32 protein-coding genes and 1 pseudogene are annotated in these 26,952 nt (G+C 38.1%); 30 read left to right on the top strand and 3 right to left on the bottom strand.

From position 1 onward, the window contains the following. Window positions 1-183 precede the first annotated feature (183 nt). The 29 genes and pseudogenes from I586_RS02835 to I586_RS02695 all read left to right on the top strand — a co-directional run bounded on the left by I586_RS02835 (window position 184) and on the right by I586_RS02695 (window position 23,089). Window positions 184-1,317: pseudogene (locus tag I586_RS02835) on the top strand (1-propanol dehydrogenase PduQ). A 60-nt stretch (window positions 1,318-1,377) separates the two neighbouring features. Then, window positions 1,378-1,722 (top strand): ethanolamine utilization microcompartment protein EutS, encoded by a 345-nt coding sequence (gene eutS, locus I586_RS02830; protein ID WP_034701420.1) that lies wholly within the window; start codon window positions 1,378-1,380, stop codon window positions 1,720-1,722. Between the two features lie 20 nt (window positions 1,723-1,742). Next, entirely contained in the window at window positions 1,743-2,315 is a 573-nt protein-coding gene (locus tag I586_RS02825; protein WP_010764683.1) for an ANTAR domain-containing response regulator, read from the top strand. Beyond that, the gene (locus tag I586_RS02820) at window positions 2,308-3,726 is read left to right on the top strand and encodes a sensor histidine kinase (RefSeq protein ID WP_010764684.1); all 1,419 of its coding nucleotides are present in this window, start codon (window positions 2,308-2,310) and stop codon (window positions 3,724-3,726) included. Before I586_RS02825 ends, I586_RS02820 begins: the two co-directional genes overlap by 8 nt. Before the next feature lie 102 nt (window positions 3,727-3,828). Beyond that, window positions 3,829-5,253, top strand: a complete 1,425-nt coding sequence (eutA, locus tag I586_RS02815) for an ethanolamine ammonia-lyase reactivating factor EutA (RefSeq protein WP_010764685.1) — start codon at window positions 3,829-3,831, stop codon at window positions 5,251-5,253. A 51-nt stretch (window positions 5,254-5,304) separates the two neighbouring features. Beyond that, entirely contained in the window at window positions 5,305-6,672 is a 1,368-nt protein-coding gene (locus tag I586_RS02810; RefSeq protein WP_010764686.1) for an ethanolamine ammonia-lyase subunit EutB, read from the top strand. 19 nt (window positions 6,673-6,691) lie between these two features. Further along, a complete protein-coding gene (gene eutC / locus I586_RS02805; RefSeq protein WP_034701710.1) occupies window positions 6,692-7,606 on the top strand; it encodes an ethanolamine ammonia-lyase subunit EutC in 915 nt (304 codons plus the stop codon). A gap of 14 nt (window positions 7,607-7,620) precedes the next feature. After that, entirely contained in the window at window positions 7,621-8,274 is a 654-nt protein-coding gene (gene eutL / locus I586_RS02800; protein ID WP_010764688.1) for an ethanolamine utilization microcompartment protein EutL, read from the top strand. 18 nt (window positions 8,275-8,292) lie between these two features. Further along, a complete protein-coding gene (locus tag I586_RS02795) occupies window positions 8,293-8,757 on the top strand; it encodes a BMC domain-containing protein (RefSeq protein WP_010764689.1) in 465 nt (154 codons plus the stop codon). Window positions 8,758-8,770: 13 nt separating this feature from the next. Continuing rightward, window positions 8,771-10,231 carry an acetaldehyde dehydrogenase (acetylating) gene (locus tag I586_RS02790; RefSeq protein WP_010764690.1) on the top strand — a complete coding sequence of 487 codons (1,461 nt, stop codon included), beginning with the start codon at window positions 8,771-8,773 and terminating at the stop codon, window positions 10,229-10,231. 102 nt (window positions 10,232-10,333) lie between these two features. Then, window positions 10,334-10,612, top strand: a complete 279-nt coding sequence (locus I586_RS02785; protein ID WP_010764691.1) for a BMC domain-containing protein — start codon at window positions 10,334-10,336, stop codon at window positions 10,610-10,612. A gap of 167 nt (window positions 10,613-10,779) precedes the next feature. Beyond that, complete coding sequence (gene eutD / locus I586_RS02780; RefSeq protein WP_010764692.1) at window positions 10,780-11,409, top strand: ethanolamine utilization phosphate acetyltransferase EutD; 630 nt, start codon at window positions 10,780-10,782, stop codon at window positions 11,407-11,409. A gap of 8 nt (window positions 11,410-11,417) precedes the next feature. Next, on the top strand, window positions 11,418-12,038 hold the full coding sequence (locus I586_RS02775; RefSeq protein WP_010764693.1) for an ethanolamine utilization protein: 621 nt from the start codon (window positions 11,418-11,420) through the stop codon (window positions 12,036-12,038). Between the two features lie 9 nt (window positions 12,039-12,047). Further along, complete coding sequence (locus I586_RS02770; protein ID WP_010764694.1) at window positions 12,048-12,311, top strand: EutN/CcmL family microcompartment protein; 264 nt, start codon at window positions 12,048-12,050, stop codon at window positions 12,309-12,311. Window positions 12,312-12,331: 20 nt separating this feature from the next. Next, a complete protein-coding gene (gene eutH, locus I586_RS02765) occupies window positions 12,332-13,423 on the top strand; it encodes an ethanolamine utilization protein EutH (RefSeq protein WP_010764695.1) in 1,092 nt (363 codons plus the stop codon). A 9-nt stretch (window positions 13,424-13,432) separates the two neighbouring features. Beyond that, window positions 13,433-13,888: an AraC family ligand binding domain-containing protein gene (locus tag I586_RS02760; RefSeq protein ID WP_010764696.1), complete on the top strand. Its 456-nt coding sequence runs from the start codon at window positions 13,433-13,435 to the stop codon at window positions 13,886-13,888. 427 nt (window positions 13,889-14,315) lie between these two features. Further along, window positions 14,316-15,203, top strand: coding sequence for an energy-coupling factor transporter transmembrane component T (locus I586_RS02755; protein ID WP_010764697.1), 888 nt, complete (start codon window positions 14,316-14,318; stop codon window positions 15,201-15,203). After that, a complete protein-coding gene (locus I586_RS02750) occupies window positions 15,176-16,846 on the top strand; it encodes an ABC transporter ATP-binding protein (protein ID WP_010764698.1) in 1,671 nt (556 codons plus the stop codon). Before I586_RS02755 ends, I586_RS02750 begins: the two co-directional genes overlap by 28 nt. An 11-nt stretch (window positions 16,847-16,857) precedes the next feature. After that, window positions 16,858-17,532: an ECF transporter S component gene (locus I586_RS02745; protein ID WP_244147857.1), complete on the top strand. Its 675-nt coding sequence runs from the start codon at window positions 16,858-16,860 to the stop codon at window positions 17,530-17,532. A gap of 22 nt (window positions 17,533-17,554) precedes the next feature. Beyond that, a complete protein-coding gene (locus I586_RS02740; protein WP_010764700.1) occupies window positions 17,555-17,938 on the top strand; it encodes a DUF4430 domain-containing protein in 384 nt (127 codons plus the stop codon). 13 nt (window positions 17,939-17,951) lie between these two features. Then, entirely contained in the window at window positions 17,952-18,458 is a 507-nt protein-coding gene (locus I586_RS02735; protein ID WP_051092189.1) for an ECF transporter S component, read from the top strand. After that, window positions 18,455-19,204, top strand: a complete 750-nt coding sequence (locus I586_RS02730) for a hypothetical protein (protein WP_010764702.1) — start codon at window positions 18,455-18,457, stop codon at window positions 19,202-19,204. The genes I586_RS02735 and I586_RS02730 overlap by 4 nt, the downstream gene beginning before the upstream one ends. Further along, complete coding sequence (gene cobU, locus I586_RS02725) at window positions 19,201-19,794, top strand: bifunctional adenosylcobinamide kinase/adenosylcobinamide-phosphate guanylyltransferase (protein ID WP_010764703.1); 594 nt, start codon at window positions 19,201-19,203, stop codon at window positions 19,792-19,794. Before I586_RS02730 ends, cobU begins: the two co-directional genes overlap by 4 nt. Continuing rightward, entirely contained in the window at window positions 19,767-20,540 is a 774-nt protein-coding gene (gene cobS / locus I586_RS02720) for an adenosylcobinamide-GDP ribazoletransferase (RefSeq protein ID WP_244147856.1), read from the top strand. Before cobU ends, cobS begins: the two co-directional genes overlap by 28 nt. A gap of 13 nt (window positions 20,541-20,553) precedes the next feature. Further along, on the top strand, window positions 20,554-21,138 hold the full coding sequence (locus I586_RS02715) for a histidine phosphatase family protein (protein ID WP_010764705.1): 585 nt from the start codon (window positions 20,554-20,556) through the stop codon (window positions 21,136-21,138). Window positions 21,139-21,143: 5 nt separating this feature from the next. After that, window positions 21,144-21,581 (top strand): EutP/PduV family microcompartment system protein, encoded by a 438-nt coding sequence (locus tag I586_RS02710; RefSeq protein WP_034701699.1) that lies wholly within the window; start codon window positions 21,144-21,146, stop codon window positions 21,579-21,581. 5 nt (window positions 21,582-21,586) lie between these two features. Continuing rightward, window positions 21,587-22,141, top strand: a complete 555-nt coding sequence (locus I586_RS02705; protein WP_010764707.1) for a cob(I)yrinic acid a,c-diamide adenosyltransferase — start codon at window positions 21,587-21,589, stop codon at window positions 22,139-22,141. A 101-nt stretch (window positions 22,142-22,242) separates the two neighbouring features. Further along, window positions 22,243-22,662 carry a pyridoxamine 5'-phosphate oxidase family protein gene (locus I586_RS02700; protein WP_010764708.1) on the top strand — a complete coding sequence of 140 codons (420 nt, stop codon included), beginning with the start codon at window positions 22,243-22,245 and terminating at the stop codon, window positions 22,660-22,662. 19 nt (window positions 22,663-22,681) lie between these two features. Further along, window positions 22,682-23,089 carry an EVE domain-containing protein gene (locus I586_RS02695; RefSeq protein WP_010764709.1) on the top strand — a complete coding sequence of 136 codons (408 nt, stop codon included), beginning with the start codon at window positions 22,682-22,684 and terminating at the stop codon, window positions 23,087-23,089. 62 nt (window positions 23,090-23,151) lie between these two features. Here the strand turns inward: I586_RS02695 and I586_RS02690 are convergent, their stop codons facing one another. Genes I586_RS02690 through I586_RS02680 form a run of 3 tightly spaced genes read right to left on the bottom strand, consistent with a single transcriptional unit; the run spans window position 23,152 to window position 25,956 of the window. After that, the gene (locus I586_RS02690; RefSeq protein WP_010764710.1) at window positions 23,152-24,375 is read right to left on the bottom strand and encodes an ABC transporter permease; all 1,224 of its coding nucleotides are present in this window, start codon (window positions 24,373-24,375) and stop codon (window positions 23,152-23,154) included. Window positions 24,376-24,390: 15 nt separating this feature from the next. Beyond that, on the bottom strand, window positions 24,391-25,083 hold the full coding sequence (locus tag I586_RS02685; RefSeq protein WP_010764711.1) for an ABC transporter ATP-binding protein: 693 nt from the start codon (window positions 25,081-25,083) through the stop codon (window positions 24,391-24,393). Window positions 25,084-25,095: 12 nt separating this feature from the next. Continuing rightward, on the bottom strand, window positions 25,096-25,956 hold the full coding sequence (locus I586_RS02680) for an efflux RND transporter periplasmic adaptor subunit (RefSeq protein WP_010764712.1): 861 nt from the start codon (window positions 25,954-25,956) through the stop codon (window positions 25,096-25,098). A 209-nt stretch (window positions 25,957-26,165) separates the two neighbouring features. On the opposite strand from I586_RS02680, the gene I586_RS02675 reads away from it, so the two are divergent. Continuing rightward, the gene (locus I586_RS02675; RefSeq protein WP_010764713.1) at window positions 26,166-26,900 is read left to right on the top strand and encodes a metallophosphoesterase family protein; all 735 of its coding nucleotides are present in this window, start codon (window positions 26,166-26,168) and stop codon (window positions 26,898-26,900) included. Window positions 26,901-26,952: the final 52 nt, after the last annotated feature.

Genomic DNA, 26,952 nt, shown 5'->3' with positions numbered 1-26,952 from the left:
TGGTGTATGTACGATGAAGTACAACGGTGAATCAGGCCTATTTTTTGTGGTTAAAAATGAATAATCTATAAAAGTAAATACAAAAAACACAAAGTAGTGTTTTTTAAGCAAGCAAAGAAGCTGCTGAAAAGATGATCGTTGTCTTTTTTGCGGCTTTTTTTGAAGAAACGAAAGGAGAATCCGATGGAAACAATTACTTTTCCAACCAAACTTCATATTGGAGAACATGTCTTGCAAGGATTAAATCGCTACCAAAATCAGCGGATTTTTATTGTGACAGACCCATTTATGGTTCAATCGAATAAAATAGAGACTATTACAATGCACTTACAAGAGCAAAATGAACTAAAAATCTTTAGCAACGTGATTCCCGATCCGCCAATTGAAAACGTTATAAGTGGGATTGAATCAATGGCATCTTTTGCCCCGACACTACTGATTGCAGTAGGTGGCGGTTCGCCGATTGATGCAGCAAAAGCAATGAAATTTTTCGGGAAGCAACTGGGGAAAATCGAAGATCTGACATTTATTGTGATTCCGACAACGAGTGGGACAGGCTCTGAGGTAACCAATTTTTCGGTAATCACCAATCAGGACAAAGGGGTTAAATATCCTTTAGTCACAGCTGAAATTCAGCCAGATGAAACGTATCTTGCATTTGAATTAGTCATCAGTGCTCCGAGAAATATCACGGCGGATACAGGAATGGACGTTTTGACTCATGCATTAGAAGCCTATGTTTCAACAAAAGCAAATGATTTTTCTGATGCCTTGTGTGAGAAAGTCGTTGTACTTGTATTTGATTACGTAGTACGTTGTTATCAAGATGGATCAGACCTAGAGGCACGAGAGAAAATGCATTATGCCTCTTGCATGGCTGGAATGGCATTTAATTTGACTTCATTAGGACTTAATCATGGCATCGCCCATGCTGCTGGTGCTAAACTTCACGTAGCTCATGGACGTTTGAATGCGATTTTATTAAGTGAAGTGATACAATATAATGCAGGCTACGGTAAATCATAGCAAGCCTATAATCAACCAACGGCAGCCAAATATGCTTACTTGGCTGAATTAATTGGGTATGAAAAGTCAACAGAAAAATTAGGTGTGAAACATTTGGTTCGAGGGATTGAAAAATTAAAGAAACAATTAGGAATCCCAACAACATTAAAACAAGCAGGCGTAAATACAGAAACCGTTGAAAAATTCAAGTCGGAGATTGCTGAAGGAGCTATGCTTGATGGCTGTACCGCAACAAACCCAAGAGTTCCGACTAAAAAAGCAATCGAAGACATTCTAGACAAGGTTAAATAAGAACGTTTCTTTAAAGGATACATCATGTTACTGTTAACTAGTAAAAAAGAGGTGAGCTGTTTGACTGAAAAACAACGAATGATTCAAGAATACGTACCCGGCAAGCAAATAACACTAGCCCATATTATTGCTAATCCTAATCCTGAAATTTACGAAAAACTCGGATTAGTCGATGTTCAAACGAATGCAATCGGGATTTTAACGATCACCCCTAGTGAAGCGGCAATCATTGCTGTTGATATTGCCACTAAAGCTGGTGATATCTCTATCGGCTTCATTGATCGCTTTAGCGGTTCAGTTGTAATCACAGGGGATGTTTCCTCAGTAGAATCTGCTCTGTCAGAAGTTTTGACCGGATTAGGCACTATTTTGGGATTTAATGAAACCCATATAACAAAAACATAAACAGAAAAGGATGAACCATTATGAACGGAAGAATTGTCATTGTAGACGATGAACCTATTACAAGAATGGATATCCGGGGGATGCTGGAAGCTGAAAACTACAATGTAGTAGGTGAAGCTGCCGACGGGATCGAAGCCATCGAACTTTGTAAAACCCATCACCCCGACCTTGTGATCATGGATATCAGTATGCCGCTTTTAGACGGACTAAAAGCTAGTAAGAAAATTTTAGCAGAGAAATATGCGAAAGCGATTATTCTTTTAACTGCTTATAGCGATAAAGAGAACATAGAAAAAGCTAAAAAGTATGGCATTAGCGGCTACTTGATTAAACCAATTATGGAAAAATCACTGACACCAATGGTTGAAGTTGCGATTGCAACTGGAACGAAAGCAAGAGAATATGAAGTTTCGCTAGAGAAGTTAACAAAAAAATTGTCAGATCGAAAATTGATCGAAAAAGCCAAAGGAATCATTATGGTAGAACAAAATTTATCTGAAGATCAAGCATATCAATTATTAAGAGAGTTAAGTATGAATAAACGTTGTCCAATCGCTGAGATCGCCGAAATGTTTGTGGCTTCTGATGATTAATTCAATGCAACAAATCAAAAAGCTATGCAAAGAATATACCGAGCTGTCTAAAGAAGATATCAACGAATTGATCACACAAGCAAATCATATTTTGACGAGAAATTTATACCCAGATAACGATGTATTTATTGATGTTATCAATGAACTGACTGGCGATGCTGTGGTGATTTTCCAAAGAGAGCCATTGTCGAAACAATCGCTGTACTCCAAAAACATTGTTGGCGAAAAGGCCCAGCGAAAAAATGAAGCAGCTGTTTATCGCACCTTTGAAACGTCATTAAACACAGTTGGCTTACTTGCTCGTTCTCAAGAAAATGTAATGGTACGCCAACGGGTTTACCCAATTCGGAATCAAAGAAAAAATATAGGTGTTGTGATTGTGGAAGATTCAGTCGATGAAAAAATGAAAAACTTTTTAGTTGCTCAAAGTGAAGCAAAAAACTACCAGAATATTCCAATTCCGATTACCTCAAAAGAATTCGTAACAGATAATATAGATGAAGGAATCTTGATTTTTAATCGAAAAGGGTATTTAGTCCAAATGAATCGTGCCGCAGAATCCTATTATCACGAATTTGGGTATTTAGAAGATATTCTTGGTATGCATTATGATAATTTATCCTTAGACATGTCAACGTTTGAGCAATTGAATTATTTAAGATCTAGAAATGATGTCGCCAGTTCAATGGAAAAAGAAATCAAATTTGGCAATTTATATTTTGAAATGAAATACATTTTTGATGAAGCTGAAGGAACAGTCATCGTGATTATTCATGATGTTACTGAAGTACGCAAAAAAGAAGCAGAAATCAGTGACAAAGCCGTTGTCATCAAAGAAATCCACCATCGCGTGAAAAATAATCTGCAAAGCGTTGTGTCAATTTTAAGCATTCAAGCAAGACGCTGTCAAACGGATGAAGCAAAAAAAGTTTTGACAGAAAGTGTGTATCGAATCATGGCTATTGCAAGAACGCATGAGCTTCTTTCCAAACAACTGGAAGATGATATCTCTTTGAAATCTGTCTTAGACTCAGTCGTCGAGAATATGCACCGTTGCTACGAAAACCTTTATCATATTACCATCGATTCAGAAATTGAAACCCAATTGATTTTAGAAAGCGATACAGTTGTTACGATTGCTTTAGTAGTAAATGAATTGATTCAAAATTGTTATGACCATGCTTTTATTGATCGTAAACAGGGACATATCCAGGTGAGAGTTTATGAAAAAAATCAATATGTCAACATCTCTATCGAAGACAATGGTATCGGTTATCAGCAAAACAAAAAAGGTCAAAATAATTTAGGTCTACAAATCGTGACAAGTTATGTCAAAGAAAAACTACGTGGCAAATTAGAAATAACCTCTAGTGAGCAAGGGACCAAAACATTTTTCTATTTTAAAAAATAATATATAGATAAACAAAGAGGTTTGTCTAAGATAAGCAAAGGCGCTTAAAAAACTTTCGTAAAGGTTTTTTAAGCGCTATTTTTTTTGAAAGGATGTGAAAAAATGACAGAATCAATGCTTAGCGTTGGGATCGATTTAGGAACATCAACAACACAAATGGTGATTTCAAAGTTAACAATGAATAATATGGCTTCAGCTTTTACAATACCAAGAATTGAAATCACCAAAAAAGAAGTCATATTTCGTAGTGATATTATCTTCACGCCATTAAAAGAGCATAAGATTATCGATGTTGAAGCAATCAAAACATTTTTAGATGCTCAATATGTGAAATCAAACATCAAAAAAGAAGAAATTCAAATCGGAGCGGTCATCATTACTGGAGAAACCGCTCGGAAAGATAATTCAAGCTCAGTACTACAAGCAATGAGTGGGTATGCTGGAGATTTTGTTGTAGCAACAGCTGGACCTGATCTAGAAAGCATTATCGCTGGCAAAGGTGCAGGTGCCCAAACCTACTCTAAAGAGCACCATACTTCTGTGGTTAATTTTGACATTGGTGGTGGGACGACAAATTTAGCCTTATTTAATGATGACGATTTATTGGATACCGCTTGCTTTGATATCGGAGGACGTTTGATTCGTTTAGATCCCCAAACAAGAGTTATTCATTACATTGCGCCCAAACTAAAGGAAATCATTGCCAAAGAGCAGTGGCCAATCAAAGAAGGAATGGTGGCAACTGCCTCACTTTTAACACCAATTATTCAAGTATTAGTTTCAGTCCTAGAAAATTGTGTAGGAATCGGTGAGGAAAATCTGTACTATTCATTATTGATCACAAATAAAGGCTTAAAAAGGGACACGGATATTGAGTGTTTGTCATTTTCCGGTGGTGTGGCAGATTGTTTTCAGGAGGAGCAGCTAGACCCTTTTAAATATGGGGATATTGGTTGTCTGTTAGGACAAGCGATTGCTGTATCACGATTATTCCAGGAGAAAAAAGTGATCCCTTCGATTGAAACAATCCGAGCAACCGTTGTGGGAGCAGGTTCTCACACCACAAAAGTTAGTGGCAGTACAATTACGTATGATGCACAGATCTTACCTGTTAAAAATGTTCCAGTGTTGAAGCTAGCCAAGGTAGATGAAACCGCTGATGCTGAAATGTTAGCTTCTGTGATCCAAGAAAAAGTAGAATGGTTTACGATCGATAACGAGTATCAAATGGTTGCACTAGGTTTAATAGGGAAAAAGAGCCCAACTTTTCAAGAAATCATTGATTTAGCGAAAGCAATCGTAGCTGGTTTTGCCAAGCAAATTGCTCAAAAAGCCCCGTTGATCGTGATTGTGCAGGAAGATAATGCAAAATCACTTGGCCAATCTTTATTCAGCTATTTGCCAGAAAACTATCCGTTTGTTTGTCTTGATGGAATCCAAGTTGAAAACGGGGATTATATTGATATTGGTAAACCAATTATCAATGGAAGTGTCTTGCCAGTGGTAGTAAAAACATTAGTGTTTTAGTAAAGCCTAGTGTTTCTAAATTATAAAAAATATAAAGGAGGCTTTTATTTCATGATTTTGAAAACGAAATTATTTGGTAAAGTCTATCAATTTGAATCTGTAATGGATGTTATGGCGAGAGCCAATGAAGAAAAATCAGGAGACCGTTTGGCAGGAGTCGCAGCGGTTTCTTCTGAGCAGCGTGTTGCAGCCAAAGTAGTTCTAGCACAATTAACGATGGAGGACTTGTTTAATCATCCGGCTGTTCCTTACGAAGAAGATGAAGTGACACGAATCATTATTGATGATGTTAATCAACGAGCGTATGAGCGTATCAAGCATTGGACGGTAGAAGAATTAAGAGAATGGATCTTAGATTTTAAAACAACGGACTACGATATCAAACAAGTAGCTAGAGGCTTAACATCTGAGATGATTGCTGCGGTAACAAAATTAATGTCTAATCTAGATTTGATTTATGCAGCACAAAAAATCGTGATCATCAAAACGGCGAATACAACGATTGGGGAAGCAGGACGCTTTTCTGTTCGGTTGCAACCAAATCATCCAACTGATGATGTAGACGGTATCATGGCTAGTGTGATGGAAGGCTTGTCTTATGGAATCGGAGACGCTGTGATCGGTTTGAATCCAGTTGACGATTCAACAGAAAGTGTCAAACGAATCCTAACTAAATTTGAAGAATTTAGAAGTGAATGGGAAATTCCCACTCAGACTTGTGTCTTAGCACATGTAAAAACGCAAATGGAAGCAATGAGACAAGGAGCTCCAACAGGCTTAGTATTCCAATCGATTGCAGGGTCTGAGAAAGGAAACACCGCTTTTGGATTCAATGCAGCAGATATTGCAGAAGCAAAACATTTAGCTCTGCAACAAGGACAAGTGGCAGGCCCTAATGTGATGTATTTTGAAACAGGGCAAGGATCTGAATTATCATCAGATGCGCATTACGGTGTCGATCAAGTAACGATGGAAGCACGATGCTATGGTTTTGCTAAACGCTTCGATCCATTTATGGTCAACACAGTTGTCGGTTTTATTGGACCAGAATATTTATATGATTCAAAACAAGTCATTCGAGCTGGTTTAGAAGATCATTTTATGGGGAAATTGTCAGGAATTTCAATGGGCTGTGATGTTTGTTACACCAACCATATGAAAGCTGATCAAAATGATGCAGAAAACTTATTAACATTACTAGGTACAGCAGGTGTGAATTTTGTGATGGGGATTCCTCACGGAGATGATGTTATGTTGAACTACCAAACAACTGGTTTTCACGAAACAGCAACGATTCGCTCAATGCTGAATAAACGTCCAATCAAAGAATTTGAAGAGTGGTTGGAAAAGATGGGCTTCATGGCAAATGGGCAATTGACCGATTTAGCTGGTGATGCTTCTGTATTCTTAAAAAAATAAAGGAGTGAACATATAAATGGTGGATAATAATGAAATCAAATCGATGATTGTTTCGATTTTAGAAGAAATGACTGAAACAAAAACATCAAAGCCACTCGTTGACGAAAAAACAACGAATCCAACAAGTCAAGGAATTATAAAGGAAGCGCAAATAGAAGATGGAATGATCGACGATATTACTGAAGTCGATATTCGGAAACAATTTCTAGTACCAGATCCAGTGGACCGTGAAGGTTACTTAAAAATGAAGTCAAAAACACCTGCTCGTTTAGGGTTATGGAGAAGTGGACCACGCTACAAAACACAATCGATGTTACGCTTTAGAGCCGATCATGCAGCGGCACAAGATGCTGTTTTCTCCTATGTTTCAGAAGACTTAATCAAAGCCATGAACTTTGTAGAAGTTGCCACAAAATGTCGTGATAAAGATGAATACGTGACTCGTCCAGACTTAGGGCGTCAATTTGATGAAGAAAATACAGCAAAAATCAACCAGCATGTGAAACCGAATCAGAAAGTGCAAGTAATTGTAGGGGATGGATTAAGCTCCGCAGCAATCGAAGCAAATATCAAAGAAATTCTTCCTTCCATCAAACAAGGGTTGAAAATGTTTGGGCTCGATTTTGATGAAGAATCAGTTGTATTTATCAAACATGCACGAGTTCCAGCGATGGATCAAATTGGTGATCTGACAAATGCCGAAGTTATCTGTTATTTGATTGGTGAACGTCCAGGTTTAGTAACAGCAGAGTCAATGAGTGCCTATATTGCCTATAAACCAACAGTGGGAATGCCAGAAGCAAGACGAACGGTGATTTCCAATATTCATAGCGGCGGAACACCTGCAGTTGAGGCAGGCGCCTATATTGCGGAATTGATTCATAAAATGTTGGAACATAAAAAATCTGGTATCGACTTGAAAGAAGTAGAATAAGGAGGCTCTAAAGAATGAAGAATGAGCGTTTAGGTGCAAGTGTATTAAGTGTCAAAGTAATCTCAAATGTAGCTCCTTCTATGGCCGCATCACTAGGCTTAGGTCCGCAACATCGTAGTTTAGGTTTGATTACATCAACATGTGATGATGTAACCTATGTAGCATTGGATGAAGCGACAAAAGCTGCGGCAGTCGAAGTTGTTTATGCAAAAAGTTTTTATGGCGGAGCAGACAATGCTACGACTAAATTGGCTGGTGAAGTTATCGGTATTTTAGCTGGACCAAGTCCGGCAGAAGTAAAAAGTGGATTAGCTGTAGCGGTGCAAGAAATTGAAAATGGTTCAAGCTTTTACAGTGCAAATGAGGAGAATACAATCCCTTATTTCGCTCACTGCGTCTCACGAACAGGGACTCATTTAGCCAAAGAGGCGGGTATTCAAGAAGGTTCAGCATTGGCTTACTTGATTGCCCCGCCACTAGAAGCAATGTATGGAATGGATGCGGCATTGAAAGCTGCGGATGTTGAAGTTGCAGCATTTTATGGACCACCTTCAGAAACCAATTTTGGTGGAGGCTTATTGACAGGCAGTCAATCGGCTTGCAAGGCTGCATGTGATGCATTTGCCGAAGCAGTCATAATGGTTGCTGAAAATCCTACCACTTATTAAAGGATGTGAAAAATCATTATGTTAGAAGCCTTAGGATTAATTGAAGTAAATGGTTACTTAGGCGCGATTTGTGCCGCTGATGCGGCATTGAAAGCTGCGAATGTCAAACTGCTAAAATCAGAAAAAATCAAAGGTGGGATCACCACCATCGAACTAGTCGGTGATGTTGCCGCAATCACAGCTGCTGTTGATGCTGGTAAAGTAGTTGCTGAAACATTAGGCTGTCTGCGTGCAAGTCATGTTATTGCGAGGATGGATAACGCTGTTCAATCATTATTGTTAGAAGAGCATCCTTTACCAGAAGCAACGAAAGACCTTCCGATAGAAACGACAAAAGCTCAGTTAACCTCTCAAGTAGAAGAGCTTAAAGTAGAAATCAAGGATGAAATAGTGGCAGAAACTAATCTGACAAAATCACCCGAAGAAACGAAGAAAAACAAGAATAGCAAAGTGAAAAAAAGTTCGAAAAAAGATAAGAAGTGAAGGAGTCTGACAGATGGTAACACTTGATAAAGATTTAGCTTCGATCCAAGAAGTCAGAGATCTATTGAACGCTGCAAAAACGGCACAACAAACATTGGCGACGATGTCCCAAGAGCAAATCAATAAGATTTGTGAAGCAATGGCTCAAGCCGCATATGATAATCGTGAAAAATTAGCGAAGATGGCTAACGAAGAAACAGGTTTTGGTATTTGGCAAGATAAAGTAGTAAAAAATAGCTTTGCTTCAAAATTTGTTTGGGATTATATCAAAGACATGAAAACGGTTGGGATTTTAAAAGAAGATAATGAGAAAAAAATCATTGATGTCGCTGTCCCTGTTGGGGTAATTGCAGGGTTGATTCCCTCTACAAATCCAACATCGACTGTGATTTATAAAGCATTGATTGCACTCAAAGCAGGTAATGGGATCGTCTTTTCACCACATCCCAATGCGTTGAATGCCATTTTGGAAACAATCAAGATTATCTCAGTTGCCGCTGAAAGTGCTGGTTGTCCTAAAGGTGCTATCGGCTGCATGATGAAACCAACAATGCAAGGAACGGCAGAATTGATGAAACATCAAGATACATCATTGATTTTAGCAACGGGTGGGTCTGCCATGGTCAAAGCGGCTTATTCTTCTGGAACACCAGCGATTGGTGTAGGTCCTGGGAATGGGCCGGCCTATATCGAAAAAAGTGCAGATATTCCATTAGCGGTCAAACGAATTTTAGATTCTAAAACATTTGATAATGGTACGATTTGTGCGTCAGAACAATCTATCATCGCAGAGACAAGCAACAAAACAGCAGTCGTGGCTGAATTAAAGAGACAGGGAGCTTATTTCCTTTCAACGGAAGAATCAGCGAAACTAGAAAAGTATATCATGCGTGCTAATGGGAGTATGAATCCGCAAATAGTCGGAAAATCAGTTCAAGCGATTGCGCAACTAACTGGTTTAACAGTTCCAGCAAGTGCTCGTGTTTTGATTGCAGAAGAAACACGAGTTGGACATAAAGTACCTTACTCACGCGAAAAACTAGCACCGATCTTAGCTTTTTATACTGTCGATAACTGGGAAGAAGCGTGTGAATTATCAATGGAGATTTTGTACCAAGAAGGTGCTGGTCATACCATGATGATTCATTCTCAAGATGATCGTATCATCCGTGCATTTGGGTTGAAAAAACCAGTTTCCAGAGTCTTAGTCAATACGCCAGGCGCTTTAGGCGGCATTGGTGCCACAACAAATATGGCACCTGCTTTAACTTTAGGCTGTGGAGCTGTGGGTGGTAGCTCAACATCAGATAATATAAGCCCAGAAAATCTATTCAATGTTCGTAGAATTGCTTATGGTGTACGAGAGCTGGAAGAGCTAAGAGAAACACCAGCACCGTATACAGAAACTGCTTCAATTAATGAAGATCTGCTTGTTGATACCTTAGTTGAACGGATTTTAGCGAAGTTACAATAATATTTTTTAATATTATGTATATAAAAGATTGACCCTTATTGGCTAGCTGCTATTAAGGAGAAGAAACAAAAAAAATATAAAAACTCTAGGAGGAATTACATTATGAACGCAAATGCATTAGGAATGATCGAAACTAAAGGACTAGTAGGCGCAATTGAAGCAGCTGACGCAATGGTGAAAGCAGCAAATGTAACATTGATTGGAAAAGAACAAGTAGGAGGCGGCTTAGTGACTGTAATGGTACGCGGTGACGTAGGTGCTGTTAAAGCAGCAGTTGATGCAGGTGCCGCAGCAGCTGAACGTGTGGGAGATTTATTATCTGTTCACGTGATCCCACGTCCTCATACAGAAGTAGATGCTATTTTACCTCCTGCAAAATAAACGATCCTAAAATCAGAGTATGAAAAAGGCAAGCGATGTTAAACGTTCCCGTGGAAACGTATTTAAATCAAAGAAGGTCTCCTTGGTTCTAAATAGTAATAAAACAACGCTTGCTTTTTCTGCTCGTTTTAAAGAAATAGAAATTTTTTGGCAGAGGTGAAAAAGGAATGAACGAAGAATTAATCAATACATTAGTCGATCAAGTTATCACTAAAATCAATGAAGAGCGTGGCTTTTTAGTTGAAGCAAGTGGGCGACACGTTCATCTGTCTCAAGAACATATTGATCGTTTATTTGGAAAAGGGTATCAATTGACGATTGATAAGTACTTATCTCAACCAGGTCAGTATGCATCAAAAGAACGTCTAACGATTATGGGACCAAAAGGGGCCTTGCATAATGTCGTTATTCTAGGTCCTGCACGGAAAGCATCACAAGTGGAAGTATCTGGAACAGATGCTTTAGCGTTAGGGGTTAAAGTTCCTGTTCGTGAAAGTGGCGATATTGAGGGGACACCTGGAGTCGTATTGATCAACGGAAGTAAAATGGTTGCACTTGAAAAAGGACTGATTATTGCTAAAAGACATGTTCACGTAGCGGCAAAAGATGCGGTGAAAATGAATGTCGTTCAAGGTGAAATCGTAAAAGTTCGGATTAATAGTGAACAGCGTTCATTGATTTTTGATGATGTGGTGATTCGTGTCAGTGATAAATTTGCGACAGCGATGCATATTGATTACGATGAGGCAAATGCCTGCTCATTTAAAAAAGGAACACGAGGATATATTGTAAAGTAGGGATCAAAATGGAAATAACTGATTTCGAACAATTAGTCGATCGAATTACAACGAAAGTGATGGCACGCTTAAAAGAAAAAAAACTAGACGATCTGCCATGTATTATTGGGGATCAAAAGACACAACTCTATCTTGAATGTGCCAGCGCATTACGAAGTCGTTTACAAAACAACCAACTAGATTTTCTAGTCATTACGGAACTTTCCTTTGAGAATTTAGTGAACAGCATTCATTTCAATCCCAAAAATGATTTGGAACAAGCTATTATCCAAGCAATCAAACAAGGGCAAAAAATCATTGTGATCAAAGAAGGTCGAACCTATTTATCATTATTAACAACGGGAAAATATGCCTTGAAACAAAAAGTGTTGGAATTAGAATCGCAGTTTTATCGCTACGGTGGCGAGTTCACTTCTATTGCAGCATTTAAACAGTTAGTATCTGAACAAAAGTCTCCTCCTTATGAAAAACTGAAGAATTCCCACTATATAACTGTTAAAGATCTTCAAAGTAAGAATCTTCAGCCTCACGCGACATTGACACTTTCAGAAAAAACAAAACTAACTGATTATGCAAAAGAGTACATTCGTGAAAAAAACATCAACATTAGCTGGTCTAATGAGAAATGAGGGAATACCATGTTCATCGGTCGAGTCAAAGGAAGTTTATGGGCAACAAGAAAAGATGAAAAATTAAATGGGCTAAAATTTTTAGTCGTGGCATTGGATGAAAGCAATGGACCTCAAAACTCTCTTGTTGCAGCAGATAATACAGGCGCTGGTTTAGGTGATGTTGTATTGATCACGACTGGAAGCTCTGCTAGATTGTCGTTAGATAATCCTGAGATTCCAGTTGATGCGGTGATTGTTGGAATTATTGATTCTGTAGAAATGAATGAATAAAAAAGTAGGATGTGAAGTGTATGAGTATCAACGAAATAATCATGTACATTATTGCGTTTTTCATGGTATTGGGCGCAATTGATAAATGTATTGGGAATAAATTTGGTTTAGGGGAACAATTTGAAGAAGGGATCATGGCAATGGGATCGCTAGCATTGTCAATGGTGGGAATCATAACATTAGCACCAGTTTTAGCTAATGTATTGAAACCAGTAGTAGTACCACTTTATACGGCGCTTGGTGCGGATCCAGCCATGTTTGCGACAACATTGTTAGCCAATGACATGGGTGGTTTTCCATTAGCTGTTCAATTGGCACAAGACCCACAAGCGGGTCTTTTTGCCGGTGCGATTTTAGGTGCAATGATGGGCCCTACGATTGTTTTTACAATCCCTGTTGCATTAGGAATTATTGAAAAAGAGGATCAACGTTATTTAGCAACAGGTGTTTTATCTGGCTTGATCACGATTCCTATTGGCTGCTTTGTTGGCGGTGTGGTTGCAGGATTCCCTGTGATCATGATTTTAAAAAATCTTGTTCCGATCTTATTAGTTGCTGTGTTGATTATGATCGGTCTTTGGTTAAAACCTGATGCGATGATCAAAGGTTTTACGATTTTCGGGAAATTTGTGGTGATCGTTGCGATTTTCGGGCTTGTTCTAGGTGCATTACAATTATTGATTGGTGTCACTGTGATCGAAGGGATTACACCTGTAACTGAAGGGATCGAAGTGGTCGGTGGCATTGCGTTGACCTTAGCTGGTGCTTTTTGTCTGGTTTTTGTCATTACAAAGTTATTCAATAAACCACTGATGAAACTAGGTGAATTATTAGGCATGAACGATGTTGCGGCAGCTGGAATGGTTGCAACCTTAGCGAATAGTATTCCGATGTTTCAAATGATGAAAGATATGGATCCTCGCGGTAAAGTGATCAATGTTGCTTTTGCAGTTTCAGCGGCATTTGTATTAGGAGATCATTTAGGGTTTACAGCGGGTGTAGCAAAGGAAATGATTTTCCCGATGATCGTTGGAAAATTAGTCGGTGGTGTTACGGCTGTTTTAGTGGCGATGTTTATGACCAATCGGATGGTAAAAAAAGAAGCGAAGTAGGTGTATAGAATGAATAATATTAGTGAAGAAACTGTGCGTGCCCTTGTCCGTGAAGTTCTAATGGAACAACTTTTACCAGAGGCTAACGAGACAAAAACAGTGGATCCAAGTGGTATTCTGTCTGTAAAATTACCTTTATTAAATGTATCTGAAGCTGATCGTTTGGATACAGGAAACCCAGCTCATAAAGTGTATTGTAAAGATTTAGTGACATTGGATGAAAGTCCACGTTTAGGCTGCGGATTGATGGTGATGGAAGATACTACATTTGATTGGCGATTAGAATATGATGAAGTAGACTATATCATTGAAGGTCAGCTGGATGTTCTGATTGATGGACGAGTTGTTTCTGCAGGTCCTGGAGAAATATTATTGATTCCAAAAGGGAGTCAGATTAAATTTTCTGTTAAGGGAAACGCACGATTTATTTATGTCACCTATCCAGCAGATTGGCAACAGCAATAATGAAAAAGAAGAATGGTTCAAAAAGTTGGGGCAACTCATTTTTTTGAACTATTTTTATTGTTTCAATAAATCTAATGAAAAGTGTTTGTTAGCGTTTGATATATTGACTTTAGATACATAAATTTATATAATAAAGGTGGATATGCAACAATGATGTTGCGTTAAACTGAGCATGATTATGTCAATGAAGATATAGCAATGAATAGAATGAGAAGTGACGGAAAGACTGATTTTATGTCAGGCTTGCGGTTTTATCGCTCACTTTTTATATTTACATTTTTTGTAAAGAGAGCTGTTCGCTAGATCTGGCATAATAACGTTCTGTTATAATCGTCGATCCAAACAGCACACTTTTAAAAAGTGACGGCTGTTTTTTTGTTGCTTTCATCTATTTTTCTATAAAACGTGTTAAGAAAGGAGACTTGGAGTGAATCGCTATTTTTTTAAATCAAGTCATCCATTCGTTTCGTCTAGTTACTATGTGTTGATGTTGTTGATTGTCATGAGTACCACAAATCCAATTGTCATTAGTATTTGTTTTCTAGCAAGTGTAAGTTTACGGTTATTGCAAATGGCAAATAATAAAAAAAGCGGGTTGCTTTATCCTATGGTGCTTGTGTTGTTACTTACGCTAACCAACCCATTCTTTGTCCATCGTGGGGGAACGATCCTTTTTTTCTTTTTGAACAAACCAATCACGCAAGAAGCATTGATCTATGGCTTTTTTTCAGGGTTAATGATTGCTTCCGTTATTTATCTGTTTCAGGCATTTCAAGCTTCAGTCGACTCAGAACAGTTCTTTTATCTTTTTGGCAAACGGTTTCCCAAACTCACGTTGATTTTAACCATGATTTTTCGTTTTATGCCATTGTTTCAACAATATTATTGGGAGTTAAATCAAGTTCAAAAAACACTTCAGCGTACACAACAGAGAACCTTTAAGGAGAAAGCTAGCTATGGCTTAGATTTATTTGGGAATCTGTTTTCTTGGGCGTTAGAAAATGCAATGGATACAGCGGATTCTATGAAGGCAAGAGGATATGGCGTGACGAAAAGAAGCAGTCGAATTTCGTATCCTTGGCGTATTCAGGATACAGCAGCGCTCTTTTTGTTGATTGGTTGTAGTGGGGCATTTTTCATAGCCTTGACTAAGGGATATTATCAATACAATTTCTATCCCTATACTGAATCATTTACGCTATTATGGCAAAATCATGGATGGAATTATGTGCTCATTATCCTAGTGGCATTCATCCCTATAGTGAAACGAATCAAGGAGGGGATCATTTGGGCTATCTTGAAATCAAGAATTTAACTTTTCAATATGCTGGCGGTCATAAGCCAGTTCTGGACGATATTTCGTTATCCATTGAGAAAGGTGCATTTCTGTTGATTTGCGGCGCATCTGGTAGCGGTAAATCAACATTATTGAAAATGCTGAAACCACAAATAACACCGGCTGGTACACAATCGGGTGAAGTGATTTTTGCTAATGAAAAGATGGCTGCATTGCCTGAGTTTTTTTCTACAAGTAAAATCGGTTATGTCATGCAGAATCCTGAAAATCAGATTGTAACTGATAATGTTTGGCACGAACTAGCTTTCGGATTAGAAAATATGGGTGTTCCAGCGTTTGAAATCAAAAGTAGAATCGCTGAAATGGTTCATTTTCTAGGAATTCAAGAGTTGATGGAACAAAACACAAGTGATCTATCTGGTGGTCAAAAGCAATTACTAAATCTGGCTGCCGTGTTAGTGATGCAACCAGAGGTTTTACTGTTAGATGAGCCAATGACACAATTGGATCCGATTGCCTCTCAGAATTTTGTGGACATTTTAGTCCGTTTAAATCGAGAAATGGGTATTACTATTCTATTAGCAGAACACAGTCTAGAAGCTGTTTTTGCATTTGCTGATCAAGTAGTTGTGTTAGAGGAAGGGGGTTTGATTTTGGCGGATGCTCCTGTGCAACTTTCCAATAAAATCAAAACACAAAACGTTGATCTTAAACGGTTTATTCTTAGTTTACCTAGTGCTGTGCGAATCTATCACGAAGGTGGCTTTCAAGGTATGTGTCCAATCACAGTGGTCGAAGGGAAACGACTTTTAGCACGTTATTTTCCAAATCAGTTTCCTGCTAGCATGGTTGAGCAAGGTACGCCGCATAAAAGAAAAAGTCTCGGTATTCAACTGAAAAATGGTTGGTTTCGCTATGAAAAGAATGGCAAAGACATTTTAGCTGGAGTGGATTTAGCTGTTGAAGAAGGAGAAATTTTTTCTTTAGTTGGTGGCAATGGAACTGGAAAAACAACACTTTTAAAAGTGATTGCTGGGATTCAGCAATGTTATCGTGGAAAACTACGGGTTTTTGATCAGCCTGCTAAAAAAAATCAGCACGTAGTTGGCTATCTACCGCAAGAACCACAAATGATGTTTAGTAAGGAGTCGATTTTAGAGGACTATCGAGCTTATTTGGCTGGTAAAGGCTTGAATGTTAAAGAACAAACGGAGCGTATCGACACGATTACTTCTTGGTTGGATATTAAGGAGGTCCTGAATCAGCATCCTCTCGATTTAAGCGGTGGAGAGTGTCAAAGGGCAGCGTTAGGGAAACTTTTATTGACTGACCCTAAGGTTTTACTACTTGATGAACCGACCAAAGGAATTGATAATTACGGAAAAAAACAAATGATTGAACGATTAAAGAAGTTAGCAGAGCATGGAAAAACCATTTTAGTGGTAACCCATGATTTGGATTTTGCTGCAGAACTATCAGATCGATGTGGTTTGTTTTTCCAAAATAATCTTTTAACAATAGCTGAACCAACTCTGTTTTTTAGTAATCATACTTTTTATACTACAGCTGCTAGTAGGATTTCCAGAGATACTTTTTTTCAACTTGTGACAACGGAACAAGTGATCGAAGCTTGTCGAAAAAAGGGCGTGAATCCTATATGAAGCGTTTCTTCATGAGACGGTCTACTTTGGTGGTTGCGGCTACACTGTTCATACTTGGATTAGCGATCCTGTTATTTGAAGTTGGTCAGTATCAAGTTATTTCGATGCTAATGGTGATAGTCGCCTGTATCCCCATATATTACAGGTATGAAAGAAAAAAGCTGAACATTAAAGAATTAGTATTGATTGCGATTTTAACCACAACAGCTGTTTTAGGTCGCTTTCTGTTTTACATGATTCCAGCAATTACCCCGATGACGGCAATCATTATAATTTCTGGTATTTGTATGGGCGCTGAGATTGGGTTTCTCGTTGGCTCATTATCAGCAGTTACATCTAATATGTTATTCGGGCAAGGACCGTGGACGCCATTTCAGATGTTTTCATGGGGGCTGATTGGTTTGATTGCAGGGCTGCCTTGGATTCGAAGGGTATTAAGCAAAAACTATTGGTTTTTGGTCCTTTACGGCATTTTGGCTGGGATCTTCTTTTCATTTTTTATGGATGTTTGGACGGTACTCTCAATCGACCGATATTTTTCATGGACAAGGTACGTGGCGTTACTTGTGACCGCATTACCGTATACTATTTCATATTGCTTTGCAAATGCATTTTTCTCGTGCTTATTACTGCGGGCAATTCAGACAAGGCTTCAACGTATTTTAATCAAATACGATATAAAATAAAAAAGACAAAGGTGGAAATAAAATGAAAAAATTTGTAAGAGTCGTACTATTTATGGCAGTTATCTTTTTACTAGGAGCATGTGGGCAAAAAGCAGAGAAGAAAGAAACTAAAAAGGCCGATGCTGACAATCTTAACGTAACGATCATCTTAAAAGAAGATGATAAAGAATTCGATAAAAAGGAACTAAAGGTCAAAAAAGACGAGTCATTGCAAACCGTGATGGAAGTCAACTATAAAGTGGAGATGGACAAAGATTTTATCAGTGGGATCGACGGTCACATGCAAGATGCAGCAGCGAGTAAATATTGGTTATATGATGTTAATGGGAAACAGCCAGATGTTGGTGCGGTCGAATATTTCCTTAAAGATGGCGATACAGTAACGTGGACATTAAATAAACTATAGAAGAAAGAAGCGGATGAAGATGACAAAGCGATTGACCTTAGCAGCGATGTTTATAGCATTATGTGTAATTGGATCAATGATTAAATTATTTGGCTCAATTGCTTTAGACTCTTTATCGGCGTTTGTTGGGACGGTATTTTTAGGTCCAGGTTTTGGTTTTTTGCTAGGAAGTTTTGGGCACTTAGCTACAGCAGTACTTTCTGGTTTTCCACTAAGCTTACCAGTTCATCTTGTAACGGCTGTGCTCATGGGGATTTGCATGGTATGTTATGGGATCGTTCGAGCGAAAACGTCAAAAAAATGGGGAATGAATCGCTGGTTGTCAATAGTAGTTGCTTATTTAATCAATACACCGTCGGCATTATTGGTGTTATATCCCTTATTAGGACCACTCGTTTTTACCTTAATTATCCCACTTAGCATTGGAGCGTTATTGAATTTAGTTTTAGCAGAGGTTGTCCTTTATTTTTTTGAAACAACTTCGAGTGATTTGCAAAAAAGAAAGCAGGCAGAAAAATGATAAATGACACTATTCGAGATGTGTCTATTACGTTTTTAACAGAAGACACAGGCATTATTGTTGCATGTGACAGTAGTGCTGCAATCGGTTTGAAAGAAGCAGACAGTGTTTTAGCAGCTCCTGAAATTACTAGCGCTTTTTGCTTGAGAGTCGCATTGATGGAGCTTTTAGCGATTGGTGGAATACCTATAATAGTGGTCGATACAATCGGTGGTGAAATGGAACCAACAGGTACACGTATGATAACAGGTATCCGAAATGAGCTAATAAAAGCCGGTTTAACAGATGTCATGATCAATGGCAGTACGGAAGAAAATATGGAAACAAAAATGACGTCAATCGGTGTGACTGTTGTCGGAACCGTTCAAAAAAATCAACTACGCTATGGTACTACGTTGGCTGAAAGTACGTTATATCAAGTTGGGGAACCATTATTAGGCGCGGACGTTTTAGAACATAGAGATGCTATTTTTACGTATCAAGATTTGGCTGAAATACAACAGAAAACCGATGTTTTAGAACTACTTCCAGTGGGATCAAAAGGGGTTGCTTACGAAGCCGAACAACTAGCACGATCAAGTGGATTACATATTATTTTTGATAAAACGGAGTATGAGGATACTCGTTCAGCAGGGCCTGCTACTGTTTTACTCGTTGCAGTAGAAAAAGGGCGTGTCCTTCGATTAACGAATAAAAAGATAGCGGTCAAAAGGATCGGCTATTTTACAAAGGAGCAATTGACATGAGTTATACTCTAGTGACTGGCGGGGCCAAAAGTGGCAAATCAACTTTTGCTGAAAGCCTATTGGAGGATTCAGCAGTAGTTTGTTATCTTGCTACCAGTGTGATGAACTATCAAGATGACGAAATGGACGCTAGAATCCAGCGACATCAAAAGACTAGACCAGCATCATGGCAAACAGAAGAACGTTTTTTAGCGATCGATGATTGGATACGGTCAACAAAAAATAATTACGATGCTTATTTATTAGACTGTGTAACCGTTTTGAATACTAACTTATTTTTCCATATCATGACTGAAGAAATGGGGAAAGACATAGATCAAGTGGAGCAACTGTTTGATGAATATTCACCGCAAGAACGCTATAAAATAGAGGTGCGTATGTTTCAGGAATGGGAAAAAATTCGTGCCGTACTTTTGGAAACGAATACAACTATGATTCTTGTAACGAATGAAGTGGGCTCTGGTGTTGTGCCGGTTTCTGCTATGGGCCGCTGGTTTCAAGATTTATTGGGAAAAGTCAATCAATATTTAGCAAAGGAAGCAGAGAGTGTCTATTTCGTTGTATGCGGCATTCCTCAAAAAATCAAATGATCAAAACAATGATTTTATATTGTCAGTTTTTTACCCGTTTGCCTTTTTCAGTCGAGATAAATGAAGCGGAACTTCGTTTCAAAAAGGGAATTGTTTGGTTTTCTGTTTTTGGCTTATTTATCGGTCTAGTAGACGGCCTAGCCTTTTTACTCCTTTCCTGGTTATTGGATTCTCTGATTCTTGGTTGGCTTGGTGCATTGATTTTTGATGTATTTTTGACAGGCGCTTTTCATATGGATGGCTTAGCAGACATGTGTGACGGTCTTTTTTCATCAAGAAATAAAGAACGAATGCTGGAGATCATGAAAGATAGTCGAGTGGGAACCAATGGTGTTTTGGCATTGATTTTCTATTATTTACTTATGTTTGTACCAGTGATCATTCACTTGGATAAAACGGAACAAGCCTATTTATTTCGAGTTATGGTAGTACTACAAATCGTTGGGAAATCGGGTATTGCGCTACTATTCCAAAATATGCGTTATGCTGGACATACGAATGGGTTAGGTCGCTTATTTTTAGGTGTAGCTTCATGGAGAATACTCATTTGTCAAGGGCTAGCTGTGATGATGATTTATGGCTTGCTAGGACTAAAAGGGATCATCGCGTATCTCGCTGTCGTTTTTGCCAGTTTTGGATATCGTTCACTTATTTATCGGAAAATCGATGGAATGAACGGGGATACATTAGGCGCTTTTCATTGTATTAGTCAAATGTTGTTTATTGTGATCCTTTTTAGAGGATAGTTGGGGTGAAGAGATGATTTATCTAGTTCGACATGGTGAAACTGAGCTGAATAAGGAGCGGAAATTTTATGGTTCGTTAGATGTTTCTCTTAATCAAACTGGGAGACAGCAAAGTAGCGTACTAGCTGAAAAGCTATGCCCGATTCAATTTGCCCAACTCTACACAAGTGGACTCAAAAGAGCACAGGAAACAGCTGCAATTATTAAACCAAATGAAGAATACAAAATATTACCCGAGTTTAATGAAAAATCTTTTGGTTTGTGGGAAGGTCTTTCAGCAGATCAAATTAACTATAACTACCCAAAAGAATGGTCCGCTTGGCTGGATGAACCCTTTTTAAAGACGCCACCAAAAGCGGAGGAATTTGCTTGTTTTAAACAACGGGTAATCACCGGAATTAAGCAAATTGAAGGGAATTTGATTCATAATCAGGATCAACCTATTTTAATCGTCGCCCATCTAGGTGTTTTACGGGTAATCGATCAATATTTTACTTCTGTGTACAGCAATTTTTGGTCGATCGACTATCAGCAAAGTTGTTACACATGCTATCGTTTTAAAGAAAATAGGTATCAATTGGAGGGGAGAAATCAATGAAGAAACTGAAAAAAGCTATTTTTATCGGCTCTGTCGGATGTGGGAAAACCACTCTGTCACAGCGATTAAAAGGAGAAGAGCTATCTTATAATAAAACGCAAGCAATTGAATTTCATGATCAGATCATTGATACACCTGGAGAATTCATTCAGCACCGTAATTATTACAGTGCACTTTTGACAACGGCGGTTGATGCAAAACTGATTGTCCTAATGGCCAGCGCAGTAGAAAAAAAACAAACTTTTTCACCGCTATTTGCAGCAGCTTTTGCTAAACCATGTATTGGTATTATTACGAAAATCGATTTAGCAACAACAGAAGATATTGAACGAACCAAAAAACAGCTAGCATTAGCTGGCGCAACCAAATGTTTTATGATTTCAGCAGTTGAAAATCAGGGAATCGAGACATTGTTAGACTATTTGTATGAAGAAGGGGCGTAAAGCAGATGAACATTTATACAAAAACAGGTGATAAAGGGCAAACAAGTATCATCGGTGGTGAAAAAAGAAGTAAAGCTTCAGAGCGAGTGGAAGCATATGGTACAATCGATGAATTAAATTCACTGCTTGGATGCGTCATCAGCCAAATGCAACTTTATCGTGAAATCAAAAAGGAATTGGAAGAAATCCAACAAATTCTTTTTGATTGTGGGACAGATTTAGCAACACCAAATTGTTCTAAAGGCTATCGAACGTCTCAGGAATCAACTGAGTGGTTGGAACAGCGAATTGATAAATATGCAGATATTCCTCCAGCTCTTACTGAGTTTATACTGCCAGGCGGCTGTCCAATTGCAAGTTCACTTCATTTGGCACGAACTGTTGCTAGAAGAGCAGAAAGAAGTGTCGTCCGAGTTCAAGAAACGGAAGAAATCAATATAGAAGTACTGATCTTTTTAAATCGACTATCTGATTATTTATATGTAGTTGCTCGTTTGATCAATTTTCGTGAAGGACGAGAAGACATTAATTATCGTAGGAATGGCAAGGTATTTCATTAAAATGAAAAAAGAGAAACAAACCCTGACAATCAGTTGTCAGGGTTTGTTTGTTAGAATGAACTTGTCAATCAGACAATTGAAAATAAAGGAGCATAAATTTTATGACAACAGTAGAGGCATTTAAAAAAATAATGGATGAACAAACAGAGATTGCTTTAGCAACAAGTGTAGAGGGCGTACCAAATGTCCGAATTGTTAGCTTTTTTTATGACGAGCTCAAAAAATGTTTATTTTTCTCTACTTTTAGAGGAAACGAAAAAATCATTGAGTTTCAAAAAAATTCCAATGTCGCATTTACAACGATTCCAACTGAAAATACTAATCATGTTCGTGTTCATTATGCTCAAGTAAAGAAAAGCGAGTGCACGGTGTATGATGTAGCAGAACAATGGATCAAAAAAATTCCTAGCTATGAGGAAAATATCAAGCAGGCAGGTGCGATGTTAGAATTATACGAAATTCACTTTACAGAAGCCATCGTGATTTTAGGAATGAGCAGTCGACAAACCATTCAATTGTAGAAATAAAGGGGAGAATCATATGAATTATTGGATCGGAGTAGCATCTAAAGACCATGTTGAACTTGGAGTGACTGGAGGATTTAGCCAACTGTGTCATGGAAAATCGGCTCCTTTGAACAAAATGAAAAAAGGCGATTGGTTGATTTATTATGCACCCAAGCAACGTTTAAAAAGTAAAGAACCTTGTCAAAAATTCATTGCGTTAGGACAGGTCTTACCTGGGGATACTTACTCTGTTGAAATGGCTCCAGGGTTTGTTCCGTTTAGGAAAAATATTGATTTTTTAAAGAATATTAAACCCGTTCCATTACAAGCAGTTTCTGATTTTCCATTATGGCAAGAGTATCGATCCCGTTTGAGATTTGGTCATTTTCAAATTCCAAAAGAGTTATTTGATTTTATCACTTCAGGAATGAAAGAAGCATAATAAAAAAATCAGGACAGAGAATGTTTTCTCATCCTGATTTTTTACTGTTCTGTTATGACCAATTACTCATAACGCAATGCTTCGATAGGATCAAGTTTAGCCGCTTTTCTTGCTGGATAAACACCAAAGAAAATACCGATGGCGCTTGAAAAAAGTAGTACGGCTACTATTGAACCGAGGGTAAACTGAGCAGTGATGTCTAACGCACTGGCTACCGTAACCGCTAAGAGGGCACCTAATGTTAGACCAATCAAGCCACCAATCAAACATAAAATAACTGATTCTGTTAAAAATTGGAATAAAATGTTATTGTCAGTTGCACCTAAAGCTTTTCTTGTTCCAATTTCTCTCGTCCGTTCAGTTACAGAAACGAGCATGATATTCATTACGCCAATTCCACCTACAAGTAAGGCGATTGCTGCAACGGCTGCGATAAAGTTGATGAACAAGCCTAAGACATTGTTCACTTGATCTAACGCTTGTAAGAAATTGGTTGCTGTATACACTTTATCGCCAACTGTATTATGACGAACTGAAAGAATATTTACAATTTGTTTTGACACTGCATCAATATCGTCCTTGGATTTAGCAATTACTGTCAAACTAGTGATTTTTGTCGCATCTGGATTTAAATTGTTTGCTGTCGTTAAAGGAATTGAAATATAGCCCATCATTTCTTCTTCATCAAAAGCGCCGACCATCTTTTCCACAGTACTTTTGGTAACCCCAATGATTCGAGCACTAAGTTGCCCTTTTTGCCCACGTAAGTTAATTTTTTCTCCGACGACATTTTCCCGTCCATTGAAGAAATAACGAGCAGTATCAGCACTAATCACAGCCACTTTGCTGCTTTCAGAATATTCAGTTGTATTGAAATAACGACCGTAGACAATATCTTTATCCATTGTTTGATTCGTATATTGTAAGTCAGGTGTTCCAGCCATGATCAATGTTGCTTTTGATTTATCATTGGCTGCACCAACCGCTTGGATGGAAACAACAGGAGAAAGGTGGTCGATTTGAGGAATCCCATCTTTCAATGCTTTAACATCTTTGCTTGTAATTTTTTGACTCTCCGTTGCATCTCGACTAGTAGAAACTGAAATCGTAGAAGCACCTAAATCGCTGAAAGTACCAGTGATTTGGCTCGTTGCACCATTACCGACTGCCAAAATGGCAATAACTGCTGCAATTCCGATGATTATGCCCAACATGGTCAAAAACGAGCGCATTTTATTAGCTAAAATACTATCGATCGCCATTTTGAAACTTTCAATAATTCCCATAAGAATGGCTCCTTTCTATAGTGTTTTTCGCTCAATGACAGGTTGATCATCGATAATTTCACCATCTCTAAATGATACGATACGTTTTGTGTATTGTGCTACATCAGGTTCATGAGTGACCATGACAACCGTTGTGCCAGAATCATTTAAATCTTGAAAGATTTTCATGATTTCTAATGTTGTTTTTGAGTCTAAATTTCCAGTTGGTTCATCAGCCATTAAAACGGCTGGATTATTGACGATTGCTCGGGCAATTGCTACACGTTGTTTTTGTCCACCTGAAATAGCATTTGGTCTATGTGAAACACGATCGGCTAATCCAACTTTTCGTAAAGCTTCTAAAGCACGTTCTTTTCGGTCTTTTGCTGAAATACCAGAATAAACCATAGGTAGCGCAACATTGTCTAAAAGAGACATGCGAGGCATTAAATTGAAGGATTGAAAAACAAACCCGATTTCTTTATTTCTAACGTGAGCACTTTCATTGCTCGACAAGTTTGTAACGTCTTGTCCATTTAAATGGTAGGTTCCTTCATCGAAACGATCCAATAAACCAAGAATGTTCATCATTGTTGATTTACCAGAACCGCTAGGACCCATGATAGAAGTGAATTCACCTTCAGCAATATGCAAAGAAACACGTTTTAAAGCCTCTAATTCTTCGCCGCCAGTACGGTAGATTTTTACTACATCTTTTAAATCAATCAATCATTTCACCTTCTATTCTTTGGTTACTTCCGTGTTGTTTTCAACATCAGAGTTTGGAGAAAGAATCACTGTCTCACCGTCTTTTAGTCCATCTTTTACTTCAATCAATTTATCGGATTGAATACCGATCTTGATTTTCGTCTCTTTGGCTTTTCCATCTTTTACAATATACACGATTGGCTCGTTTTTATCAGTGTAAGTCAATGCCTCAATCGGCAAAGCTACAGTATTTTCAACAGTGTTTGTTGTAATATCAACATCTACATCAAAGCCAGCGAATAGATTTTCAGGTGCTTTGTCGAACGTTACGACAGCGCCTAAACTAGCTGTGGTTCCCGTTGCAGATTGCGTATTTTGAGCAACTGGATCTTTTTCAGTAACTTTTCCAACAAATGTATGATTCCCACTTGTAATATCTGCTTTTTGATCGATTTTAACAGCAGAAGCTTCTGAATTAGCCAAGGCCAGTTGAACTTTTAAAGTAGAAAGATCATCTAATTGAATGGAAGGTTTTCCTTGTTGGGCGTTGGTATCAGCTTGTTTTGCTTTGATATTGACTTGTGTGATCGTTCCAGCAAAACCAGCAATCAACTGTAGTCCGTTGTCATAAGTGGCTAAAACCTTATCCTTCTCGACTTGATCACCAATTTTTACATTTACGTCAATAACGTTTCCAGTGCCAACTAGTGATTGGGTTTGATTTGGAATCAAAGTACCCGTTGTTGATAATTTCTCAACGATTGTTTCTTTTTTTACTTCGTCTGTTCGAACAGTAACAGCGTTGGCGTTCCCTGAATTTCCTCGAACAAACAAGAAAATAACAAGTGCAACGACTAAAACTGCAAGAATACCGAAAATAGTTTTCTTTTTCATAGATTTCAGCTCTTTTCTACTCATTTTATGACATAGTGTCATTTATGTAAGTTTACTATTTTTTTCATGAAAAGTCTAAGATTTATTTCAATTTTTAAAATATTACTAAATAAATGGATTAAACTGAATCAGTTTGGTTGCTTATCGAAATCCTTTCTGGAGATCTGCGCTATAATAAAGAAAAAGAAAGCGAAGAAGGAGTTGGAAAAATGAAAGAGCTTGTTTATGCAATCAGTGATATTCATGGTGAGTATGACTTGTTTGATGAGTTGATCCATTATTATGATCCTAAGATGCACCAATTGGTATTGATCGGGGATTTGAATGATCGTGGTCCAAGAACCAAGGAGAGTTTCTTACTGGGAAAAGAGTTAGTTGAAAAGTACAATGCTATTTACCTTAGAGGGAACCATGAAGAGTATTTTTTACAGTTTTTAAATAATCCTGAAGATTGGTTTACCAGTTATGTACGCAATGGTGGTAAAGAGACGATGGAAAGTTTGCTGCATAAAGGTGCAACGGAAGAATACTCTCCAACAGAAATTGCCATGATGATTCGTAGCCGATATAAAGAATTGATCGCATTTTTAATCGAGCGTCCATTGTATTTTGAGTGGAATAACTACATATTTGTTCACGCAGGAGTCGATTTAACTAAGAAAGATTGGCATGAAACAAGTCCACATGATTTTATCTGGATCAGAGAGGCTTTTCACAAAGGGAAAAACAAAACAGGAAAGACGATTGTCTTTGGACATACTATTACGCCAATGCTTCATGGTGATATGGAAACAACTGATTTATGGCGCTCGGATAATAAAATTGGAATCGATGGCGGCGCAGTTTTTGGAGGTTCAGTTCATGGTGTGATTTTTGACTCAAACGGGATTGTTCAAGATATTGAGGTTCAAAATGTAAATGGTCCTTGGCAACCCGATTTCTAATAAGAATTGTGTTCCCTTTTTTACTAGTGATGTAGTCTTTTTTAAGCTTTTT

Source organism: Enterococcus moraviensis ATCC BAA-383, from assembly GCF_000407445.1.
GTDB lineage: Bacteria > Bacillota > Bacilli > Lactobacillales > Enterococcaceae > Enterococcus_L > Enterococcus_L moraviensis.
Note: the sequence above shows the minus strand (reverse complement) of the source record. Positions and strands in the feature narration are given on the sequence as shown.

Coding starts and splice junctions, on each gene's coding strand:
- I586_RS02825 (WP_010764683.1), top strand. CDS start 1,743: ATGAACGGAAGAATTGTCATTGTAGACGATGAACCTATTACAAGAATG.
- I586_RS02820 (WP_010764684.1), top strand. CDS start 2,308: ATGATTAATTCAATGCAACAAATCAAAAAGCTATGCAAAGAATATACC.
- eutA (WP_010764685.1), top strand. CDS start 3,829: ATGACAGAATCAATGCTTAGCGTTGGGATCGATTTAGGAACATCAACA.
- I586_RS02810 (WP_010764686.1), top strand. CDS start 5,305: ATGATTTTGAAAACGAAATTATTTGGTAAAGTCTATCAATTTGAATCT.
- eutL (WP_010764688.1), top strand. CDS start 7,621: ATGAAGAATGAGCGTTTAGGTGCAAGTGTATTAAGTGTCAAAGTAATC.
- I586_RS02795 (WP_010764689.1), top strand. CDS start 8,293: ATGTTAGAAGCCTTAGGATTAATTGAAGTAAATGGTTACTTAGGCGCG.
- I586_RS02790 (WP_010764690.1), top strand. CDS start 8,771: ATGGTAACACTTGATAAAGATTTAGCTTCGATCCAAGAAGTCAGAGAT.
- I586_RS02785 (WP_010764691.1), top strand. CDS start 10,334: ATGAACGCAAATGCATTAGGAATGATCGAAACTAAAGGACTAGTAGGC.
- eutD (WP_010764692.1), top strand. CDS start 10,780: ATGAACGAAGAATTAATCAATACATTAGTCGATCAAGTTATCACTAAA.
- I586_RS02775 (WP_010764693.1), top strand. CDS start 11,418: ATGGAAATAACTGATTTCGAACAATTAGTCGATCGAATTACAACGAAA.
- I586_RS02770 (WP_010764694.1), top strand. CDS start 12,048: ATGTTCATCGGTCGAGTCAAAGGAAGTTTATGGGCAACAAGAAAAGAT.
- eutH (WP_010764695.1), top strand. CDS start 12,332: ATGAGTATCAACGAAATAATCATGTACATTATTGCGTTTTTCATGGTA.
- I586_RS02760 (WP_010764696.1), top strand. CDS start 13,433: ATGAATAATATTAGTGAAGAAACTGTGCGTGCCCTTGTCCGTGAAGTT.
- I586_RS02745 (WP_244147857.1), top strand. CDS start 16,858: ATGAGACGGTCTACTTTGGTGGTTGCGGCTACACTGTTCATACTTGGA.
- I586_RS02740 (WP_010764700.1), top strand. CDS start 17,555: ATGAAAAAATTTGTAAGAGTCGTACTATTTATGGCAGTTATCTTTTTA.
- I586_RS02735 (WP_051092189.1), top strand. CDS start 17,952: ATGAAGATGACAAAGCGATTGACCTTAGCAGCGATGTTTATAGCATTA.
- I586_RS02730 (WP_010764702.1), top strand. CDS start 18,455: ATGATAAATGACACTATTCGAGATGTGTCTATTACGTTTTTAACAGAA.
- cobU (WP_010764703.1), top strand. CDS start 19,201: ATGAGTTATACTCTAGTGACTGGCGGGGCCAAAAGTGGCAAATCAACT.
- cobS (WP_244147856.1), top strand. CDS start 19,767: ATGCGGCATTCCTCAAAAAATCAAATGATCAAAACAATGATTTTATAT.
- I586_RS02715 (WP_010764705.1), top strand. CDS start 20,554: ATGATTTATCTAGTTCGACATGGTGAAACTGAGCTGAATAAGGAGCGG.
- I586_RS02705 (WP_010764707.1), top strand. CDS start 21,587: ATGAACATTTATACAAAAACAGGTGATAAAGGGCAAACAAGTATCATC.
- I586_RS02700 (WP_010764708.1), top strand. CDS start 22,243: ATGACAACAGTAGAGGCATTTAAAAAAATAATGGATGAACAAACAGAG.
- I586_RS02695 (WP_010764709.1), top strand. CDS start 22,682: ATGAATTATTGGATCGGAGTAGCATCTAAAGACCATGTTGAACTTGGA.
- I586_RS02690 (WP_010764710.1), bottom strand. CDS start 24,375: ATGGGAATTATTGAAAGTTTCAAAATGGCGATCGATAGTATTTTAGCT.
- I586_RS02680 (WP_010764712.1), bottom strand. CDS start 25,956: ATGAAAAAGAAAACTATTTTCGGTATTCTTGCAGTTTTAGTCGTTGCA.
- I586_RS02675 (WP_010764713.1), top strand. CDS start 26,166: ATGAAAGAGCTTGTTTATGCAATCAGTGATATTCATGGTGAGTATGAC.